Source organism: Rhodococcus sp. NPDC019050 (assembly GCF_055664235.1).
Genome location: NZ_JBVOON010000001.1, coordinates 314,368 through 332,434 on the forward strand (window position 1 = coordinate 314,368; position 18,067 = coordinate 332,434).

Sequence of the window (18,067 nt, forward strand, 5' to 3'; positions counted from 1 at the left end):
TACTCCGTGCGCGCTCACTTCACCTGGCGCAACGTCCTTCGCGCACGGCGGGTACCGGTGATGAGCGGATCGGTCGACAGGTCGCGATACAAGCAGACGCACAGGCCGATCATCACCACCACGAACGGCACCGCCGCGATGATCGTCATCGTCTGGAGTGCGTTGAGAGCGTCGGATCCTCCCGTCCAGAGCAGCAGCGCGGCGACACCACCGGTGAGCGCGCCCCAGAACGCCACGATCCAGGGACTCGGCCGCAGTGTCCCGCGTTGGCTGAGGCTGCCCATGACCATCGACGCCGCGTCCGCGCCGGAGACGAAGAAGATCGAGACGAGCAGCATGACCACGACGGTGGACACCCCGACCAACGGAAGGTTGCCGAGCATGCCGAACAGTTGGCCTTCCACATTTTCTGCGCCCGCGATGTCGAAACCGTCCTCCTGCTGCCGGATCGCCGCGCCCCCGAAGATGGCGAACCACAAAAGACTGACGACGCTCGGGACGAGCATCACACCGACTACGAACTCCCGGATCGTTCGGCCGCGACTGATGCGGGCGAGGAACATCCCGACGAACGGTGCCCACGACACCCACCAGGCCCAGTAGAAGATCGTCCAGCTCGAGAGCCATTCCCCGGCCGGACTGTTGGATGCGGCAGTGCGCGCCGACATCTGGGCGAAGTCCGAGGCGTACGCACCGAGGGTCGTCGGGATCAGGTTGAGGATGAACACCGTCGGCCCGAAGACGAAGACGAAGAGCGCGAGGATTCCTGCGAGGACCATGTTGATGTTGGACAACCACTGGATGCCCTTGGCGACTCCGGATACCGCCGATGCGATGAACGCGAGCGTCAGGATCGCGACGATCCCCACGAGCAGGGCGACGCCGGCCGTTTCGAGCCAACCGTTGATCTCGAATCCCGACCCGATCTGCAGCGCACCGAGACCGAGCGACGCCGCAGTGCCGAAAAGCGTCGCGTACAGGGCGAGAATGTCGATGAATTTCCCGAGCGGGCCCTCTGTACGACGGCCGAGGAGGGGAATGAAGGCGGCACTGATGAGTTGCCTGCGCCCTTTCCGGAAGGTGCCGTATGCGATGGCCAGTCCGACCACCGCGTAGATCGCCCACGGGTGCAGGCCCCAGTGGAACATCGAGGTCGCCATCGCGGTTCCGGTTCCGCCGACGGTGCCCGGAGGCGCGTCGACGTAATGGCTCAGCGGTTCGCCGACGCCGAAGAACATCAAGCCGATGCCCATGCCCGCGCTGAACATCATCGCGATCCAGCTGACGGTGCGGAACTCGGGTGTTTCCCCGTCCTGCCCGAGGGGGATGCGGCCGTACTTGCTCAGTGCGAGCCACAGCACGAAGAACACGAATCCGCTGGCTGCGAGGACGAACAACCAGCCGAGTTCGACCACGATCCAGTCGAGCACGTTCGCCGTGACCGTGTCGAAGCTCTCGGTGCCCAGCAGACCCCACAGGACGATGACGACGACGAGACCGGCCGCGACGCCGAAGATCACGCGGTCGGTGCGGGGTGGGTGCCCGGTGGTGTCGGGCGAAGAAATTACGCTCGTTTCCGGGGTTTCTCCGGGCACGAGCCGATCAGGAGGCACGCTCATTCGTCAAACGTTGCAAGGTCCAACAGGTTGTGAGGCGCTTTCGAAGAACTGTGCGGTCACCGAAACACTCGGAAACACGTCGACCTGCGCTTTTTCTCCGCGTTTACCCTTTCTCATCACGGGATGAACGTCAGCCCGCGCGGAGGGCCGCCCGCACCAGTGCCAGCACTTCTTCGTCGGTGATTCCGAGCCCGCGGACCGTGGCGACGTATTCGCTCGTCGCGCGCTGGGCGCCGACTCGCGTCGGGTCACCGTTCGCGGCGACGAAGGTGCCGCCCCTGCCACGCGTCTCCAGGACGCCCGCCTGCTCGAGTTCGCGGTAGGTCTTCGCGACGGTGTTGGGTGCGATCCCGAGGGTCTCGGCGAAACCGCGAACCGTGGGCAGTTTGGTGCCGGAGATGAGGTCGCCTCGATGCACGAGTTCGACGATCTGGCGGCGGAGTTGCTCGAAGGGCGGGACCGCCGAGTCGTGGTCGATGACGATATCGAGCATCTTGGCAGGCTAGCAGCGCTTCCGCGTCGTCATCGCCACAACGGAAGAGCTACCCGGCGTTCACTTTCGTAGCGCCGGCACGGCCGTCCTCACGCCGGTCGAGAGAATCGTCGCCGCCCTGCTTGTACGTGCCCGTCTCGAGCAGGTCGCGGATCTGGATCAGCAGGTCCGTCTCGCTCAGCGGCTCGTCCTCGGGTTCCTTGTCCGGCGCGAAACGCGCCTTGGCGAGGTTCACCGGGAGGATCAGCACGAAGTACACGACCGCGGCGATGATGAAGAAGTTGATCCCCGCCGCGATCACGGCGCCGATGTCGATGAAGGTGGCGTCGTTGGATGCGATGACCCGGAATCCGAAGCCCATCTCGTTGTCGCCGCCGACCGCTGCGATGAGCGGGTTGATGATGTTCGAGGTGAATGCGGTCACGATGGCGGTGAACGCGGCGCCCACCACCACAGCGACAGCGAGTTCGATGACGTTGCCGCGCAGGAGGAAGTCCTTGAAGCCTTTGAGCATGTGTCCCGCGCGCCTTTCGAAGATCCGTATGGAGGGTAGTAACCCCGCGAGATCGTAGAGGCAGACGGGGACGGCCCTCAAACCGGTGGCGCCGGCGGACGGGTGGGCAGTGCAGAATCAGGCCATGGCTACCCACGCGACGATCTATCACAATCCCCGGTGCGGCACGTCTCGCAACACCTTGAAGTTGTTGCAGGAATCGGGCATCGAACCCACTGTGGTCAAGTACCTCGATACTCCGCCCTCGCGGGACGAGCTGACGACATTGCTCGCCGACGCCGGGCTGAAGCCCAGCGAGGCCATCCGATCCAGGGAGTCGCTGTACACCGAACTCGGCCTCGCCTACGCGAGCGAAGAGGACCTGCTCAGCGCCATGGTGGAGAATCCGATCCTCATCGAGCGGCCCCTGGTCGTCACCGACAAGGGCACCGTTCTGGCTCGCCCGGCCGACCGGGTGCGCGAGATCCTCTGACGACCTCCCGCCGAGGTTTACACGGGTGCTCGGGACAGTGGGCACGACATGCATCGCGGGCCGCCGCGGCCGGAGCCCAGCTCCGACCCGGCGATCCGCAGCACTTCGATCCCGGAATCCTCGAGCCGCGTGTTGGTTTCGACGTTCCGTTCGTACGCGACCACCACGCCGGGTGCCACTGCGAGAGTGTTGTTGCCGTCGTCCCACTGCTCGCGCTCGGCGACCACGGCATCGAGACCGGTGTCGATCACCCGCATCTTTTCGATACCCATGGCGTCGGCCGCGGCTTCGAGGAAGGGCCGCGGACCGGAGATCCGGACTCCACCGTCGCCGGATTTACGAATGGTGAAGGCCTGCAATGTTTCGCGAACGGCCGGATACATGACCACCGCGTCGACATCGACCATCGTGCACACCGTGTCGAGGTGCATCGACGCGCGTTGCTGGGCAATCGGCACCGCCAGCACGGTGTGCGCGATTCCGTCTTCGAATGCACTGCGCGCCAGAGCTTCTGCTCCAGCGGGGCTGGTTCGCTCGCCCACTCCCACCGCGATGACGCCCGGCGCCGGCAACAGAACGTCGCCACCCTCCACCGGGGCGGTGTGGGATTCGTAGGCACGTCGCACGCCGAGGAATTTCGGGTGGAACGCGTAGATGAGATCGGTGAGGTTGGATTCCCGGCGCCGCGCAGGCAGCGCGAGCGACGGAATCGCCACGCGGGGACCGATCCAGAACGACGAGTCACGGGTGAAGAGCAGGTTGGGCAGCGGATCGATAGCGAAATCCCCACCGTGGTGCATCAGCCGCACCAGTGACGGCGCGACGTCCAGACCCTCGGCGGGAAGTTCGTCGAACGTCATGCCGGCGACGAGTATGCGGGCGAGGTCGGGCGCGGGCACCGAACGGAGATGCCCCGCGAGTTCTTCCGCCAGTGGGTGCCCGAGCCGACGCGGGTCGACGGCGCTGGAAATACTCTGCACCCGCGCCGCCCCGCTCACCTCGAGCGTCTCGGTCAGCAGGTCGGTCAACAGGAGGACCTCGACGCCGCGGCCACGCAACACTTCGGCGAAGGCGTCGTGTTCTTCCTGCGCGCGTGCCACCCAGGGCAGGGCGTCGAACAACAACTGGTCGTTGTTCCGGGGAGTGAGCCGCTCAAGTTCTGCCCCCGGCCGGTGCAACATCACCGCCCGGAGCGCACCGACTTCGGAATCGACACCCCACGGAGCATTCATGCTCCGAATCTAGCGACTGCGGGCGGGTTGGGCGCGGCCGGTGGGAGGATCACACGAACGTGTCCGTTATGAGCAGGAGGCCCGCCCGTGTCACAGTCCCCGTCCCAGGACTCCCCCGATCCGCTGGGTGAACTGGCGCCGTTCGCCGGCCGCTGGACCGGGGAAGGAGAGGGCCACTACCCCACGATCGACGACTTCGCCTACGTCGAGACGATCGAGCTGATGCCGTTGCCCGGCAAGCCGTTTCTGATGTATGTCAGCCGCACGAAGCATCGTGACGAGGGACGGCCGTTGCATACCGAGAACGGCTATCTGCGGAGGTCCGGCGGCGACGTCGAATTCCTCATCTCACAACCCACCGGGTTCGTCGAAATCCAGCGTTCCCAGCTGTCGCAGGGAGTGCTCGACTTCACACCCGTGGTGCTCGAACGGTCGCCGGACGCGAAGCCTGTCCACGAACTGAAACGACGATTCGTCCTCGACGGCGACACCCTTCGGTACGACCTCTGGATGGCTCACGCCGACACTCCCCTCACCCACCATCTGCGCGCCGAGTTGCGGCGCGAGGGGTGACCACGCGACGGAAGTAGTCGTTGGCGGTCTGCATGACCAGGTTGTAGGGCGGCGCGAACTTGCGTGCCCACCAGTATCCGAACCGGGTGTCGAACGAGGTGTAGACGAGAAACCGGTTCTTCTTGATGCCTGTGACGATGCAGCGGGCCACCGTCTCGGGCGACGCCGCGTGCTTGACGAAGCGTTCGGTGATCTTGCGGACCTCGGGCCGGTCGCGGTCGACGCCCACGATCTGCACGCTGTCGACCAACGGCGTGCGTACCGCGCCCGGCACCACGAGAGAAACACCGATCCCGTCCTTCTTGAGATCGAACCGGAGGACCTCCGACACTCCGCGCAGTCCGAACTTGCTCGCGCTGTACGCCGAGTGCCACGGCAGGGCCAGGAGACCGGCGGCAGACGAGACGTTGACGAGGTGCCCGCCCCGCCCGGCTTCCATCATCGGCGGCACGAAGTTTTCGATCACGTGGATGGGACCCATGAGATTGACGTCGACCATCTGTTTCCAGTGCTTGTGCTCGAGACGATCGACGGTTCCCCACACCGACACGCCCGCCACGTTCGCCACGATGTCGAGGGACCCGCACCGCTCGTGGACGTCCGACGCGAACGCGGTGACCGCGTCGTAGTCCGCGATGTCGAGGGCAGCCGAATGCAGAACAACACCGCCGCCGTCTTCGACCTGCCTCAAAACCTCCGCCAGTCCGTCAGCCGCCAGATCGGTGAGGACCAGTGCTGCTCCCTCACCGGCAGCTTGGAGTGCCAGAGCGCGCCCGATACCGCTCGCGGCGCCGGTCACGAGAAACTTGGTGCCGCGCAGATCCGTGATCGCCATGGCGACACACTAACGGCCACGGCACGATTCGGTGCCGAGTAGACGCTAGGAGACGCTGACGCTCAGAGACGCTGGGCCATTTCCTCCTGGTATTGCTGGATGGTCCGCTCGATGGTCACGTTGTCTTCGGTGCGGCCTTCGCTCCGTGCGAGGTCTGCGCGTTCGCGCAGCACCCGGATGGCACGGCGAAGCTCGTCATCACTCATCCTCTGGTCCATGGATCCAGTCTGACCGTTCCGGCTGCGCCCCGCTACCGCTCGAGCAGCCTCGTCTCCGCCGTGTTCGAGGCACTGCGACCGGGCTTTCTCGTATATATCAGTGCGTGTATATATGTGTAAGCGCATACTGAAGATGTGACCACGACCACCGTGTTGGGAACCATCGCCGAACCGACCCGCCGGCGCATCCTCGATGCCGTCCGATCCCGCGAGCGCTCCGTCGGCGACCTCGTCGAGATCATCGGTATGCCGCAGCCCGGCATCTCCCGTCATCTCAAGGTGTTGCGCGAGGCAGGACTGGTCGAAGTCCGACGCGACGCGCAGCGGCGGCTCTACCGCCTCCGCGCAGAACCGCTCAGAGAACTGGACGTATGGCTCGAGCCGTACCGCGCCGAGTGGTCCGATCGCCTCGATGCCCTCGAACGACATCTCGGCAGGACAGCACGCTCTCCCGAACGCACGACACCACCCGACCCCACAACGAAGGAGCAACCATGAACCCCAGCACCAACGGCACCGTCGAGCGCACGCCCGGAGGCGGCGTCGTCCGCTTCGACCGCTCGCTTTCCTTTCCCATCGATGAAGTTTGGGCCGCGCTCACGGAACCGGAGCGGCTCGCCGACTGGTGGCCGCCGTTCGCAGCAGACGTAACCGTCGACCTGCGGGAGGGCGGCAAGATCGTCTTCGATTGGCCGGATTCGGACTTCCCGACGCTCGAGTTCACGATCGTGCGTCTCGAAGCGCCCACCCTCCTGGAACACAGTCACACGAGCCCCGGCTCGTGGATGCGTTACGAACTCGAACCCACCGACGACGGCACCCGGCTCCTCGCCACCTACTTCGTTCCCGATCTCGACACGGCCATAGCGCGCGGCGACCTGATCGGGCTGCACTACTCGCTCGACCGCCTCGTACCGGCGCTGTCGGGCCACCCGGTCGGGTGGGACAATGCCGCCTTCGACGCACTGCGGGAGGTGTACGCGAACCTCGGCGCCCAGCCGCAGGGCTGACGCGAAAAAGGCAGAAGACAACCACCGGAAACGACGAATGCGGCCTCCCGGAGGGAAGACCGCATTGCCCGAACTCGTGGTGGAGCTGAGGGGAATCGAACCCCTGACCTCTTCGATGCGAACGAAGCGCGCTACCAACTGCGCCACAGCCCCGTAGGTTCCTGACGGAACCGACTCGGAAACCTTAGCAAACCTTCCTGTGCAATACGAAATCGGTTGATCGTTGCAGGTGAGTCGTCCTTTCAGGCCGCAGCGGAAGGGCCCGCACCGTACTGGTGCGGGCCCTTCGCGTGCCGTCTCTTCGAGCCGTCCGATCCCGTGTGTCGCGGGATCACTGCCCCGCTGCGCGGGGGATGTAGTCGCGCGGCGGTTCGTCCCCGCCCCGCTCGTCGTAACCCATCTCGTCGTAATCCCGGTCGTGGTACCCACGTGCGCCGTAGCGCGGCTCCTCGTATCCCGGGTCGAGGTAACCCGAGTCGTCGACGTAGTACCCCAGGTGGTCGAAGTCGGGATCTTCGTCGTCGATCTCCAGCACGACGGCACCGCGTCTACGCAGACGTTCGGGAACCAGTCTCAGTTCTTCGTCGGTACGCGACTCGACACCGAGACGGGACCGCTGAAGCCGGGCGAGCCGACGCCGACGGATCTCCTGCTCGAGTTGCACCTGCCGGCGGAGGTAGAAGAGGTAGCCGACGATCGCAGCGGTTGCCGCGCCACAGATCCACCACATCACCGACGACACGATCAGAGCGAGGGCTCCGGTGAGGATCGCGGCGATCAGCAGTGCGAGGACCGTGCGCTGACGGGCGTCGTAGCGCTGGGCGCTGGCCACGGCATCGGCGTGCGGGTCGAATCCACCCCGGCCGCGGCGCTGCGGCACGAAATCGCGTGCCGTCGCCCGCTGGGGCCGGTGGTCGTGTGCAGTTTCGTATTCAGAGTCGAATTCGTCGTGGGTGTCGAGATCGGGCCTGTCCTCGAGGTCTGTGTCCATGCGGTCCTCCGCTGGGTGTCCGTGCGTGCGGTCACGACTCGGACGCCAGTGCGGGTCGCTGCGATGACCGGCCGCGGGCCCTCTCGGGGCGATCGGCTCGTCGTCACCGCGATGCAGAACCCGTGTCGCAAGCGCGGCGTCGGTCGTCTGCCGGATCCGTGGACGCTTGGTGACCAGCATCGGGACCAGAACGAACAACCACACGGCAACAAGACCGATCCACAGGAGTGAATTCGGCATCCGGCGGCCCTCCTCCCAGTCGTCACCTGCCAGTCCGTCGGCGCCACCGACCTAACTCAGGCTAGCGGCATCCACATAAATACCCGTAGAGAAACGCCGACTCAGGTGACTACTGCAGCCACTCGAGGCACGCTCTCCCACGTGACACATTGTTCACTCTAGTCACAGAGATCACGCAGACGCTGAGGATTTTCACTCAGGTTCGTAGTTACATTTGTTACACCGCAGAGACGTTTCAAGACCACGTTGCCCGGCCACCCCGAACGAGGCGGTCGGCCACCGACCCGGGAACCTCTTCGACGGTCATCGCAACCAGCAGGTGGTCACGGAATCGGCCGTGCACGTCGAGATAGCGCTGGAGCAGGCCTTCTTCACGGAAACCGACGTTCTGGAGCACCGCTCGGCTGGGCAGATTCTCCGGTCGCACGGTCGCCTCGACCCTGTGCAGACCCACCGGACCGAAGCAATGATCCAGGCCCAGGGCGACCGCCGCGGTGGCGACGCCGAGGCCGTTGACGTCCTTCTCCACCCAGTAGCCGATCCACGCAGACCGCAGCGCACCGCGCACGATGTTGCCGACCGTGATCTGTCCGCAGAAGCGCCCGTCGAGTTCGATGGCCATCGGGATCATGTGTCCCCTGTGCGCTTCGGCTCGCAGACTCCGGTACAGGCCGGGCCACACCGAGATGTGGTGCCGCATGTCCCACGGGGACTCTCCGGTGGGCTCCCACGGCTCGAGGTGTGCGCGGTCGCGCAACCGCAGGCGACTCCAGGCGGCCGCATCCCGCAGCCTGAGCGAGCGCACGGTGACGAGGCCACCTTCCACCCGTAGCGGACCCAACCGTGCCGGCCATCCGGGGTGTCGGGACATCAACCGCGCTGCCCGAGAAACGCCACGTCCACACGTTCGCCGGCGCGCACCTCGGAGGTTTCCGGTTCCACGATCACGAGGCAGTTGGCTTCGGCGAGCGTCGCGAGCAGATGCGACGACGCGCCCGCAGCACCCCCGAGCGCCTGCACGAGATAGTCGCCGGTCGCCTCGTCGCGCAGCAACTGCCCGCGGAGGTATCCCTTCCGGCCGGGGATCGAGGTGACGGGTGCGACCGTGCGTGCGGACACGATTCGGCGCATCGGCTGCCTCCGCCCGAGCGCAATGCGGATCAGGGGCCGGACCATGACCTCGAAAACGACGAGAGCACTGACGGGGTTGGCCGGCAGCAGAAACGTGGGAACCTCGTCCCGGCCGAGCCGGCCGAAACCCTGCACGGACCCCGGATGCATCGCGACGCGTTCCACCTCGAGGTCGCCGAGATCGGCCAGGGCCTCCCGGACGTCCTCGAGGGCGCCGCCGCCCACCGCACCGGCGATCACCACGATCTCGGCGCGAATGAGCTGACCCTCCACCACTTCACGCAATCGCTTGGGGTCGGTGCTGGCGATGCCCACCCGGTTCACGTCGGCCCCGGCGTCGCGGGCGGCCGCGGCGAGCGCGTAGGAGTTCACGTCGTACACCTGGCCCGGACCGGGGGTGCGTTCCACGTCGACGAGTTCGCCGCCGACGGAGATCACCGACAGTCGCGGCCGGGGATGTACGAGCACCTTGTCGCGGCCCACCGCGGCGAGCAGGCCCACCTGTGCGGCGCCGATGATCGTGCCCGCACGCACCGCGACGTCACCCGGCTGCACGTCGTCACCGGTGCGACGGACGTAGTCGCCCGAGCGGACGGGCTTGAGCACCTTGATGCGGGCGGCACCTTGATCGGTGTAGTCCAGCGGCAGGACCGCGTCGGCGAGCGTCGGCAGCGGAGCACCGGTGTCGACACGCACCGCCTGGCGAGGTTGCAACCGGATGGGCTGTCGCGACCCCGCGCGGACTTCACCGACGACGGGGAGAACAATGTCCTCGGTTCCCGCGTCGTCAGCATCCGACGAACGGCGCCCTTCCGGAGGTCGCACATCGACGCCGCGCACGGCGTAGCCGTCGATCGCGGCCTGGTCGAAACCGGGCAGCGGACGCTCGGTCACCACTTCCTCGGCGCACAGCAAGCCCTGCGCTTCGGAAATGGCTACCCGGACCGGCCTGGGTGCGACTGCAGCCGCTGTGACCCTCGCCTGCTGATCCTCAACCGACCGCATACCGCTTCTCGACCTCCAGCCAGGTGCTGCCTGTCACTTTTCCAGGCGCTCGATCAGCCACTCGCGCAGCGAGGGACCGTACTCGTCCGTGTTCAACGCAGAGTCAACCGCAGCGCGAAGGTACCCGCCGGGATTTCCGAGGTCGTGTCGGGTGCCGCGGTGCACCACCACGTGGACGGGGTGACCCTCGGCGATCAGCAGTGCGATGGCGTCGGTGAGCTGGAGTTCTCCGCCCGCTCCGGGCTCGATGCGGCGCAGTGCGTCGAAGATCGCCCGGTCGAGCAGGTAACGACCGGCGGCGGCGAACGTGGACGGAGCGTCTGCGACGTCCGGCTTCTCGACCATGCCCAGAACCTTGAGCACGTCGGGGTTGACGGCATCGGGGACGATCTCGACGTCGAAGACGCCGTACGCGCTCACCTGCTCCTTGGGCACGTCGATCGCGCACAGCACCGAACCGCCGCGCTTGGCGCGCACCCGCTGCATGACCTCGAGGACACCGACGGGCAGCACGAGATCGTCGGGCAGCAGCACGGCGATCGCTTCCTCGTCGTCGTCGAGAGCAGCCTCCGCGCACGCGACCGCGTGGCCCAGTCCGAGCGGCTTCTCCTGGATGACCGACTCGACTTCGAGCAAGCCCTGCGCCTTGCGAACCTTGGCGAGAAGTTCGTACTTGCCCTTCTCCTCCAGCTTCGATTCGAGGACGAGGTCTTCGACGAAGTGCGCGACGACACCGTCTTTACCGGGTGCAGTCACGATCAGCAGTCGCTCCGCGCCCGAATCGGCTGCCTCCCCCGCGACGAGCTCGATACCCGGGGTGTCGACCACGGGGAGAAGCTCCTTGGGGACCGTCTTCGTTGCGGGGAGGAACCGCGTACCCATGCCCGCCGCCGGGACAACCGCGGTCTTGAAGCGCCACGCCGCGCCGTCCGTTTTGTTCGTCATAGACTCCCACCCTAACTTCGGCCAACCGATCGATGGCCCCGTGATCTTAAGGCGACCCTGATGGCCCGCACTTCCAAAGCAGTCTGGCGTACCCGAATTCTTTCAGCGCGACACCATCTGGAGAGCGATCTTCGCCACGTCGAAGAACGCGCTCTCACGGCGGCGGCTGCGTCGCTGGCGCCCGCCGGGTCCACGGTCTGTGCGTACGTCCCGGTCGGATCGGAACCTGGTTCGACGGCGTTCCTCGACGCGCTCGTGGACACCGGCCTCACCGTTCTCGTGCCGGTCACGCGGAAAGGATCAGCGCTGTCGTGGGCTAGGTATCTCGGGGAATCATCGCTGGTACCGGCCACTTTCGGGCTCAGGGAGCCGACGGGCGAGATCCTTCCACCCGAAGCTGTCGGCGAGGCGCACACCGTACTCGTCCCCGCCCTCGCGGTGGACGTCCGCGGCGTGCGACTGGGCCGGGGCGCCGGCTTCTACGACCGCACCCTGCACCTGGCATCTCCCGATGCGAGGATCGTCGCCGTCGTCCGCGACGACGAGCTGGTCGCGGAGTTGCCCGAAGATCCGCACGACATTCGGATGGGGTGGGCGCTCACTCCCGGGAAAGGGCTGGTCCGCCTCGGTACAGAGAACCGTGCGGAACAACACACCCGCTAGCGTTGTTGGCACTGTCGGCGATAGAGTGCCAAAGCTGCGGCATGACGAATGCCGCGGTACGACGAATTGGCGGAGGATCAACCGGTGCCCACCTACTCATATGCCTGCACGGCGTGCGACAACAAGTTCGACATTGTGCAGTCGTTCAGCGACGCTTCCCTGACCGAGTGCCCGGAGTGCAGCGGCAAGCTGCGCAAACTGTTCAACTCCGTCGGCATCGTCTTCAAGGGCAGCGGCTTCTATCGCACCGACTCCCGCAGCGGCAGCACCGCGAGCGAGAGCGCGAAGACCGAGTCGAAGTCGAGCAGCTCCGACACCTCCGGGTCCTCGACGAGCAGTTCCTCCTCGAGCACCTCGTCGTCGTCGAGCACGTCCTCGGCCCCCGCAGCCGCAGCGAGCTGACCCGACTTTCTCCACAGGCGGCCTGAGAATCCCCAGACCGCCGACGACCACGCTCCGCAGGACCGGCGGGCATGAACCGAACGCATAGCGTCGGCACATGCCCGTCGGTCCGTTTGCTTCTGTGCCCAGGTCCTCTCCTGCCGCGCGGGAACGCGCACCCCGGCCCGGCTCCTTACAGCCCACCCTCCCCGACCGTATCGCCGAACGACTGCGCCCCGGCCGGGCACGCGCGGGAACCGCGCGTCGCGTGGGTGCGGGGCTTCTCACCGCTCTCGCGATAGTCCTTGCGCTGCGGGGCAACTCGGACACCGAACAAGTGCCCGTCGTCATCGCCGCGCGGGATCTGACTCCCGGTCGCATTCTCACCGCCGACGACCTCACCATCGCCGACCGCGACTCCTCGAGTCTCGCCGCAGGCTCCCTCACAGATCCCGCGAACGCAGTGGGCCACACACTCGCCGGCCCCGTCCCCAGCGGTGAAATCCTGGTGGACGCGCGGTTGGTCGGGCCACGCCTCGCGTCCGCGGCTACAGGCGACGAGGAGGCCCGCGTGGTGCCGATCCGGCTCGCGGACGCCGGGGTCGGCGAACTGCTGCGCGAAGGCGACCTCGTGGACGTCGTGACCGTCGCCGGCGGGCCGGATGTCGCCGTTCCCGACGCGCACGTCCTGGCGCGGGGCGCGATCGTCGTACTCGCGCAGCGCGCGGACTCCGCTCGCGACCGGCACGACCGGGTGATTCTGGTGGCCCTCGAACCGGATCAGGCCACGGCCGTGGCAGCGGCATCGCTCGTCAGTGCATTGACGGTGACGCTGCATTGACGGTGACGCTGCATTGACGGTGACGCTGCACTGACGGTGACCCGGCACTGGGGTCGACCCGGCACCGAACGCGCGGCCGACGGAGATCTTGAGTCCGCATCGAACTGCGGGAGTACGCCATACCGAACGCGCGGCCGGTTTATCGTCGACCTGTGGATGCGATCCACAGCACGTGCCTGCGCTCGTTGCCGGAACCCCCGCACGAAGGAGAGCACCATGCTCAAAGGCTTCAAGGACTTCCTGCTCCGAGGTAACGTCCTCGACCTCGCGGTCGCGGTGGTGGTCGGAACCGCCTTCACGGCGATCGTCACCGCCTTCACGACATACGTCATCGAGCCCTTGATCGCCGCGCTGGGCGGCGACAACGAATTGGGTTGGGGCTTCCAGATCCTCGCCGACAATCCGGCCACGTTCATCAATGTGGGTGCGGTGATCACGGCCGCGATCAACTTCATCATCATCGCCGCGGTCGTGTATTTCGTACTCATTCTTCCCGCCAACGCGGCGAAGAAGAAGTTCGTCACCGAGGAGGCGGACAAAGAGGCGAGTGCCGAAGACCTGCTCATCCAGATCCGCGACATCCTCGAAGCGCAGGCCGGTACGCCGGGCCAGGGCGGCGCGCACACTCGGCCCACGCCGGATCTGTCGTAGACCTTCCGCACGAAAAAGGCTGGGCCCACTCGGATTTCCGAGTGGGCCCAGCCTGTGGTGCGGTTCGGCAGCTGCCGGACGTCTACTTAGACGGTCCAGACCTGACCGTAGGTGGTGACGTTGTCGCCGTTCGCGGTGATCGCGCGGACGAACGGACGCACCTGGACAGCGCCGAGGACGCCGGAAGCGGTGCCGTGGACGTTGGCGAACTGAACGGTCTTGAAGTCACCGTCGAACTCGCCCTCGGCGACGACGAGCTCCTCGATGCCCGGAGCCGGGGTCAGCTCGAGCTCAGCGTATGCCTGCGGGAGGATGTCGGTGACCGTCAGGTCAGCCGAAGCCGGACCTTTGAGCGGATCGAGGCCAACCCCGAATTCTGCCTCGAGGCCCGGGGTGGAGTAGGTGACGCCGATGGCGCCGTCGATGCTGCCGGCCCATGCGAACTGGTAACCGAACTGGAAGGTGGTGCCCTCCGCGTCGGCTGCACCCTCACCGAGGATGTTGGCGGTGCCGCGGCCGTTGTGGAAGAACTCGCGGTTGAACGGGCTTCCGCCGAGGGCCGGAACGCCCTGGATGAAGGTGTCTTCCTGCGTCACGACGACCTCGAGGCCGTCGGAGACGATGCGGTTCTGATCGTTGACCTCGGCCGAAGCGGCACCGGAGGCACCGAGGACCAGACCGAGAACGGCGGCACCGGCCACAGTGGCGTTACGGGCGGCCTTGAAGCCACGCGACTTGATTCCCATGATTACTCCGTTTTTGGTGGTGGGTACTACTGGTGGGATGGGCAGTGCAGGACTCAGAGGGTCCAGACCTGGCCGTAGGTCGTGACGTTGTCGCCGTTCGCGGTGATGGCGCGCACGAACGGACGCAGCGAGACCGGGCCGATGACGCCGGTGGCGGCACCGTGAACGTTGGCGATCTGAACTTCCTTGAAGTCGCCGTCGAATTCGCCTTCGGCGACCACGACTTCTTCGATCCCGGGTGCCGGGGTGAGCTCCACGGCCGCGGTGGCCTGCGGGAGGATGTCGCTGACCGTGGTGTCGATCGGGCCGACCTCGGGCGCGTAGACCTGAACGCCGTCGACCTCGACCGGGTTGCCTTCGTCATCCAGGACCGGCACGAACGTCGTGGTGGCCGAGGCCTCCAGCTGCGGGCTGCTCCAGCTGAAGCCGATCGAGCCGTCGATCGACGCCGACCATGCGACCTGGTAGCCGAACTGGAAGGTCGTGCCCTCGAAATCGGCGGCGTCGGGGCCGACGATGTTTGCGAGACCACGCCCGTTGTGGAACCACTCACGGCTCAGGGGGCTGCCACCGATCGGGGGCACACCCTGAATGAAGGTGTCCTCCTGAGTGACGATGACTTCGTTGCCGTCGGAGACGATCCGGTTCTGATCGTTGACCTCTGCGCTCGCGGCGCCGGTCGATCCGAGAACCAGACCGGCCACGGCGGCCGCCGCCACCGTGGCGTTGCGGGCGGCTCTGAAACCGCGTCGCGTCTGAATCTTCATGAATGCCTCATCCGTTCTCTGAGTGCCGGGTGGCGCACCCGCGTCCGGCACTGCTGGTCGCCCTCGTCGCCCGCGAAGGCGTTCTCCACAGCGAACGCACCGCCGGAGTGCCCGCCGGTGCGTTCGGTGCGTCAATCGTCCACACGGTTTTGCGTTACCGATTCGAGATCGAAGAGCCGGTGTGTGAGACCTCTCCACGACCTGATCGAACCTGAGAGGGAGATTAGACCGTGACCTTTCGCGGGGCAACGGCTACAGATTCACGCATCCCGGACATCCGCCGATGTGCGCTCGTCGCTCGGCGAGGCCGACTGTATTCGGGGCCACATGCCCCGGCTGTCACATGTGTCTCACGGCTGCGGCACGCACGAATCGGCGGCGCGCGGGGTTTCAGCAGGTGACAGTGGGCATTCCCCGTTTCAGAGACGGAGAAACCTTCGAAGAATGTGCCCGGGGGCACATGATCCTTGTTGCCGTGAACAAGACTGCGGACTGAACGGAATGTTTCGAGAACGTTTCGTTGCGGCCTATAACGGGTTCATCTCGAACCAAGGGTAGGCTCACCAACGTGTTGAAGATCACACGAGTCCGTGGTGTGGAGGTACTTGTCGCCGGAGCCATTCGTCGGAATCCCCGCCGCCGCCGCGCCCGTCACCCCCTGTGTCGCGTTCGTCCCGGGTGGTCTCGGGAAGTACGTCGCCGAAGATGCGCGCGAGCCGCGCCCGGTCGATCCGGGCGCGGCTCGGGGACGGTGACGCAGACTGTTCGGCTGCGTTGTCGGCGGGTGTTCCGCTCGACTCGTCGTCGGAAATTGTCCTACTCCTCCACTCGCGAAAATTCCTGGATCACATGTGCCGCCAGCGGCAGCAACGTCGCCATGCCGTCGCGGATCGCGGCGCGCGACGACGCCAGATTGGCGACGAGCGTCGACCCGGACACGCCCACCAGACCGCGCGACAGGCCGGCGTCCACATTGCCGGAAGCGAGACCCGATGCACGCAGCGCCTCGGTGATGCCGCGGATCTCGCGATCGAGAACGTCCGCGGTGGCGTCGGGCGTCACGTCACGCGGCATGACGCCGGTTCCGCCGACCGAGATCACGAGGTCGACACCGCCGATCACCGCGGTGTTCAGTGCGTTACGGATCTCCACCTCGTCGGCTGCGACCGTGACCACTCCGTCCACGGCATAACCGGCTTCCACCAGCAACTCCGTGACGAGCGGACCGGCCGCGTCGGGGCTGTCCCCGTGGGAGACCCGGTCGTCGACGATGACGACCAGCGCACGGCCGATTCTCAGGTCTTCCATTTCCATGACACCCACGGTAGTTCTCGGCTGCGGCACACGCGCTACATGCGCGGAATTGTGAGCTATGTCCATTTGTTCGGGCTCCTCGCCGCTCTACCCCGACGTCGTTTCGACGTCGACGGTGTTCTGGTTTCCGTTCGCATCCTGGTAGGTGATCTTCACCGTTTCGCCGGGTGCGCGCGAACGGATCGCCGCGATCAGGGAATCACCGTCGGTGATGACCCGGTCGTCGACCTTGACGATGAGTGCGCCGCTGGGGATACCCGCGCGCTCGGCCGGCCCACCCGCCACGACCTCGGCGACACGTGCGCCGTCCTCGTTGTTCTGCGACGGCACCTGGACGCCGATGACGGCGTGCTGCGCCTTGCCCGTGTCGATCAGTTCGTCGGCGATGCGCCGGGCCTGGTTGACGGGAATCGCAAATCCCAGGCCGATCGACCCCGACTGCGAACCGGCCGTGGCGATCGCGGTGTTGATCCCGACGAGCCGGCCGTCCATGTCCACGAGCGCGCCACCCGAGTTCCCGGGGTTGATCGCGGCATCGGTCTGGATCGCGTCGATCACCGAACTCTGATTCCCGGTCTGGCCGCTGGTCGACACCGGTCGTTCGAGCGCCGAGACGATGCCGGAGGTGACCGTGCTCTCCAGGCCGAGCGGGGAACCGACCGCGACGACCTCCTGCCCCACCTGGATATTGTCGGAATTGCCGAGCTCGATCGGCGTGAGGTCGTTACGGCCCTCGGCACGGATCACCGCGATGTCGGAGACGGCGTCCGTCCCTTCGATGCTCGCGGGCGTCGAGGTGCCGTCGGAGAAGTAGACCTTCAGTTGCGCCCCACTGCCGGCGCCCTCGACCACATGGTTGTTGGTGAGAATCAACCCGTCCGACGACAGAACGACGCCCGAACCTTCCCCGCTGCCGGTGCGGCCGAGGACCTCGATGCGCACAACGCTCGGCACCACTTTCTGCGCGACGGCCTGCACGCTCCCCTCGGGCGCCTGGACAACGGTCGCGTTGTCGTTCACGGGCGCGTCGAGCGAGTTCACCGCCGGGCCATTGCTACCGGAATCGTTCACCGCCAGCGCACCCACCGCCCCGCCGATGCCCCCGCTGACCAGAGCGAGCGCGATCGCGCCGGCCACCAGCGCCGAGCGGCCGGGCATACGTCCGGGGCTGCGCGTCGGCTGCGGGGCCGGTCCCTGCGGGTACCCGCCGGTCGGCTCGCCCGGACCGTACGGTCCGGGAATCTGGCCGGGGCCGCCTACCGGCTGCGTCGGTCCGTACGGGCCGGATGGCTGCCCTTGCCCATAGGGATGGGGTTGCGGTGAACCTGCACCGCGGGTCGGGTCATCGTTCATGGTCATCGCCTTCATCCGATTCGAGCATCAGGACGAGTGTCCGGTCGCGCGAGGCGCTGCGACGCCTCGGCAT

Annotated in this window: 23 protein-coding genes and 1 tRNA gene; 8 read left to right on the top strand and 16 right to left on the bottom strand. The window is 66.4% G+C overall.

Annotation, left to right across the window (positions count from 1 at the left end; genetic code table 11):
- Positions 1-14: 14 nt before the first annotated feature.
- The 3 genes from AC0B44_RS01480 to mscL (AC0B44_RS01490) form a co-directional block, all read right to left on the bottom strand.
- Entirely contained in the window at positions 15-1,619 is a 1,605-nt protein-coding gene (locus AC0B44_RS01480; protein ID WP_471901153.1) for a BCCT family transporter, read from the bottom strand.
- Positions 1,620-1,749: 130 nt separating this feature from the next.
- On the bottom strand, positions 1,750-2,112 hold the full coding sequence (locus AC0B44_RS01485; RefSeq protein WP_471901154.1) for a GntR family transcriptional regulator: 363 nt from the start codon (positions 2,110-2,112) through the stop codon (positions 1,750-1,752).
- A gap of 49 nt (positions 2,113-2,161) precedes the next feature.
- Complete coding sequence (mscL, locus tag AC0B44_RS01490) at positions 2,162-2,626, bottom strand: large conductance mechanosensitive channel protein MscL (protein WP_471901155.1); 465 nt, start codon at positions 2,624-2,626, stop codon at positions 2,162-2,164.
- Between the two features lie 124 nt (positions 2,627-2,750).
- On the opposite strand from mscL (AC0B44_RS01490), the gene arsC reads away from it, so the two are divergent.
- Positions 2,751-3,098 carry an arsenate reductase (glutaredoxin) gene (arsC, locus tag AC0B44_RS01495; RefSeq protein ID WP_471901156.1) on the top strand — a complete coding sequence of 116 codons (348 nt, stop codon included), beginning with the start codon at positions 2,751-2,753 and terminating at the stop codon, positions 3,096-3,098.
- Between the two features lie 17 nt (positions 3,099-3,115).
- On the opposite strand, the gene AC0B44_RS01500 is transcribed toward arsC, so the two are convergent.
- Entirely contained in the window at positions 3,116-4,330 is a 1,215-nt protein-coding gene (locus tag AC0B44_RS01500) for an arginine deiminase (protein WP_471901157.1), read from the bottom strand.
- Between the two features lie 87 nt (positions 4,331-4,417).
- Here AC0B44_RS01500 and AC0B44_RS01505 point away from each other — a divergent pair, with 87 nt between their 5' ends.
- A complete protein-coding gene (locus tag AC0B44_RS01505) occupies positions 4,418-4,903 on the top strand; it encodes a heme-binding beta-barrel domain-containing protein (protein ID WP_471901158.1) in 486 nt (161 codons plus the stop codon).
- On the opposite strand, the gene AC0B44_RS01510 is transcribed toward AC0B44_RS01505, so the two are convergent.
- Both AC0B44_RS01510 and AC0B44_RS01515 read right to left on the bottom strand, forming a co-directional pair.
- Positions 4,863-5,738 (bottom strand): SDR family oxidoreductase, encoded by an 876-nt coding sequence (locus tag AC0B44_RS01510; protein WP_471901159.1) that lies wholly within the window; start codon positions 5,736-5,738, stop codon positions 4,863-4,865. The two genes, AC0B44_RS01505 and AC0B44_RS01510, sit on opposite strands and share 41 nt — an antisense overlap.
- Before the next feature lie 62 nt (positions 5,739-5,800).
- On the bottom strand, positions 5,801-5,944 hold the full coding sequence (locus AC0B44_RS01515; protein WP_471901160.1) for a hypothetical protein: 144 nt from the start codon (positions 5,942-5,944) through the stop codon (positions 5,801-5,803).
- Between the two features lie 147 nt (positions 5,945-6,091).
- On the opposite strand from AC0B44_RS01515, the gene AC0B44_RS01520 reads away from it, so the two are divergent.
- Together AC0B44_RS01520 and AC0B44_RS01525 are read left to right on the top strand one after the other, a co-directional pair.
- Complete coding sequence (locus AC0B44_RS01520; RefSeq protein ID WP_471901161.1) at positions 6,092-6,454, top strand: ArsR/SmtB family transcription factor; 363 nt, start codon at positions 6,092-6,094, stop codon at positions 6,452-6,454.
- On the top strand, positions 6,451-6,966 hold the full coding sequence (locus AC0B44_RS01525) for an SRPBCC family protein (protein ID WP_471901162.1): 516 nt from the start codon (positions 6,451-6,453) through the stop codon (positions 6,964-6,966). Before AC0B44_RS01520 ends, AC0B44_RS01525 begins: the two co-directional genes overlap by 4 nt.
- A gap of 77 nt (positions 6,967-7,043) precedes the next feature.
- Here the strand turns inward: AC0B44_RS01525 and AC0B44_RS01530 are convergent.
- The 5 genes from AC0B44_RS01530 to AC0B44_RS01550 form a co-directional block, all read right to left on the bottom strand.
- A tRNA-Ala gene (locus AC0B44_RS01530) sits at positions 7,044-7,119 on the bottom strand.
- A gap of 178 nt (positions 7,120-7,297) precedes the next feature.
- Positions 7,298-8,197, bottom strand: coding sequence for a divisome protein SepX/GlpR (gene sepX / locus AC0B44_RS01535; protein ID WP_471901163.1), 900 nt, complete (start codon positions 8,195-8,197; stop codon positions 7,298-7,300).
- Positions 8,198-8,432: 235 nt separating this feature from the next.
- Positions 8,433-9,068: a GNAT family N-acetyltransferase gene (locus tag AC0B44_RS01540; RefSeq protein WP_471901164.1), complete on the bottom strand. Its 636-nt coding sequence runs from the start codon at positions 9,066-9,068 to the stop codon at positions 8,433-8,435.
- A complete protein-coding gene (gene glp / locus AC0B44_RS01545) occupies positions 9,068-10,333 on the bottom strand; it encodes a molybdotransferase-like divisome protein Glp (RefSeq protein WP_471901165.1) in 1,266 nt (421 codons plus the stop codon). Before glp ends, AC0B44_RS01540 begins: the two co-directional genes overlap by 1 nt.
- Positions 10,334-10,366: 33 nt before the next feature.
- Positions 10,367-11,278: a UTP--glucose-1-phosphate uridylyltransferase gene (locus tag AC0B44_RS01550; protein WP_471901166.1), complete on the bottom strand. Its 912-nt coding sequence runs from the start codon at positions 11,276-11,278 to the stop codon at positions 10,367-10,369.
- 60 nt (positions 11,279-11,338) lie between these two features.
- Here AC0B44_RS01550 and AC0B44_RS01555 point away from each other — a divergent pair, with 60 nt between their 5' ends.
- The 4 genes from AC0B44_RS01555 (at position 11,339) to mscL (AC0B44_RS01570) (ending at position 13,814) form a co-directional block, all read left to right on the top strand.
- Positions 11,339-11,941, top strand: a complete 603-nt coding sequence (locus AC0B44_RS01555) for a 5-formyltetrahydrofolate cyclo-ligase (protein ID WP_471901167.1) — start codon at positions 11,339-11,341, stop codon at positions 11,939-11,941.
- An 84-nt stretch (positions 11,942-12,025) separates the two neighbouring features.
- Complete coding sequence (locus tag AC0B44_RS01560) at positions 12,026-12,343, top strand: FmdB family zinc ribbon protein (protein WP_471901168.1); 318 nt, start codon at positions 12,026-12,028, stop codon at positions 12,341-12,343.
- Positions 12,344-12,440: 97 nt separating this feature from the next.
- A complete protein-coding gene (locus AC0B44_RS01565; RefSeq protein ID WP_471901169.1) occupies positions 12,441-13,163 on the top strand; it encodes an SAF domain-containing protein in 723 nt (240 codons plus the stop codon).
- 216 nt (positions 13,164-13,379) lie between these two features.
- Positions 13,380-13,814 carry a large conductance mechanosensitive channel protein MscL gene (gene mscL / locus AC0B44_RS01570; protein ID WP_471901170.1) on the top strand — a complete coding sequence of 145 codons (435 nt, stop codon included), beginning with the start codon at positions 13,380-13,382 and terminating at the stop codon, positions 13,812-13,814.
- A gap of 86 nt (positions 13,815-13,900) precedes the next feature.
- Here the strand turns inward: mscL (AC0B44_RS01570) and AC0B44_RS01575 are convergent, their stop codons facing one another.
- The 5 genes from AC0B44_RS01575 to AC0B44_RS01595 form a co-directional block, all read right to left on the bottom strand.
- Entirely contained in the window at positions 13,901-14,560 is a 660-nt protein-coding gene (locus AC0B44_RS01575) for an MspA family porin (protein WP_471901171.1), read from the bottom strand.
- 53 nt (positions 14,561-14,613) lie between these two features.
- Positions 14,614-15,327: an MspA family porin gene (locus tag AC0B44_RS01580; RefSeq protein WP_169652560.1), complete on the bottom strand. Its 714-nt coding sequence runs from the start codon at positions 15,325-15,327 to the stop codon at positions 14,614-14,616.
- Between the two features lie 578 nt (positions 15,328-15,905).
- Positions 15,906-16,139: a hypothetical protein gene (locus AC0B44_RS01585; protein ID WP_471901362.1), complete on the bottom strand. Its 234-nt coding sequence runs from the start codon at positions 16,137-16,139 to the stop codon at positions 15,906-15,908.
- A gap of 4 nt (positions 16,140-16,143) precedes the next feature.
- Positions 16,144-16,641: a MogA/MoaB family molybdenum cofactor biosynthesis protein gene (locus tag AC0B44_RS01590; protein WP_471901172.1), complete on the bottom strand. Its 498-nt coding sequence runs from the start codon at positions 16,639-16,641 to the stop codon at positions 16,144-16,146.
- Positions 16,642-16,728: 87 nt separating this feature from the next.
- On the bottom strand, positions 16,729-17,994 hold the full coding sequence (locus tag AC0B44_RS01595) for a S1C family serine protease (RefSeq protein ID WP_471901363.1): 1,266 nt from the start codon (positions 17,992-17,994) through the stop codon (positions 16,729-16,731).
- Positions 17,995-18,067 lie beyond the last annotated feature (73 nt).

Coding starts and splice junctions, on each gene's coding strand:
- sepX (WP_471901163.1), bottom strand. CDS start 8,197: ATGCCGAATTCACTCCTGTGGATCGGTCTTGTTGCCGTGTGGTTGTTC.
- AC0B44_RS01550 (WP_471901166.1), bottom strand. CDS start 11,278: ATGACGAACAAAACGGACGGCGCGGCGTGGCGCTTCAAGACCGCGGTT.
- AC0B44_RS01590 (WP_471901172.1), bottom strand. CDS start 16,641: ATGGAAATGGAAGACCTGAGAATCGGCCGTGCGCTGGTCGTCATCGTC.
- AC0B44_RS01510 (WP_471901159.1), bottom strand. CDS start 5,738: ATGGCGATCACGGATCTGCGCGGCACCAAGTTTCTCGTGACCGGCGCC.
- AC0B44_RS01525 (WP_471901162.1), top strand. CDS start 6,451: ATGAACCCCAGCACCAACGGCACCGTCGAGCGCACGCCCGGAGGCGGC.
- glp (WP_471901165.1), bottom strand. CDS start 10,333: ATGCGGTCGGTTGAGGATCAGCAGGCGAGGGTCACAGCGGCTGCAGTC.
- mscL (WP_471901155.1), bottom strand. CDS start 2,626: ATGCTCAAAGGCTTCAAGGACTTCCTCCTGCGCGGCAACGTCATCGAA.
- AC0B44_RS01555 (WP_471901167.1), top strand. CDS start 11,339: ATGGCCCGCACTTCCAAAGCAGTCTGGCGTACCCGAATTCTTTCAGCG.
- AC0B44_RS01485 (WP_471901154.1), bottom strand. CDS start 2,112: ATGCTCGATATCGTCATCGACCACGACTCGGCGGTCCCGCCCTTCGAG.
- AC0B44_RS01480 (WP_471901153.1), bottom strand. CDS start 1,619: ATGAGCGTGCCTCCTGATCGGCTCGTGCCCGGAGAAACCCCGGAAACG.
- arsC (WP_471901156.1), top strand. CDS start 2,751: ATGGCTACCCACGCGACGATCTATCACAATCCCCGGTGCGGCACGTCT.
- AC0B44_RS01565 (WP_471901169.1), top strand. CDS start 12,441: ATGCCCGTCGGTCCGTTTGCTTCTGTGCCCAGGTCCTCTCCTGCCGCG.
- AC0B44_RS01595 (WP_471901363.1), bottom strand. CDS start 17,994: ATGAACGATGACCCGACCCGCGGTGCAGGTTCACCGCAACCCCATCCC.
- AC0B44_RS01580 (WP_169652560.1), bottom strand. CDS start 15,327: ATGAAGATTCAGACGCGACGCGGTTTCAGAGCCGCCCGCAACGCCACG.
- mscL (WP_471901170.1), top strand. CDS start 13,380: ATGCTCAAAGGCTTCAAGGACTTCCTGCTCCGAGGTAACGTCCTCGAC.
- AC0B44_RS01540 (WP_471901164.1), bottom strand. CDS start 9,068: ATGTCCCGACACCCCGGATGGCCGGCACGGTTGGGTCCGCTACGGGTG.
- AC0B44_RS01515 (WP_471901160.1), bottom strand. CDS start 5,944: ATGAGTGATGACGAGCTTCGCCGTGCCATCCGGGTGCTGCGCGAACGC.
- AC0B44_RS01575 (WP_471901171.1), bottom strand. CDS start 14,560: ATGGGAATCAAGTCGCGTGGCTTCAAGGCCGCCCGTAACGCCACTGTG.
- AC0B44_RS01500 (WP_471901157.1), bottom strand. CDS start 4,330: ATGAATGCTCCGTGGGGTGTCGATTCCGAAGTCGGTGCGCTCCGGGCG.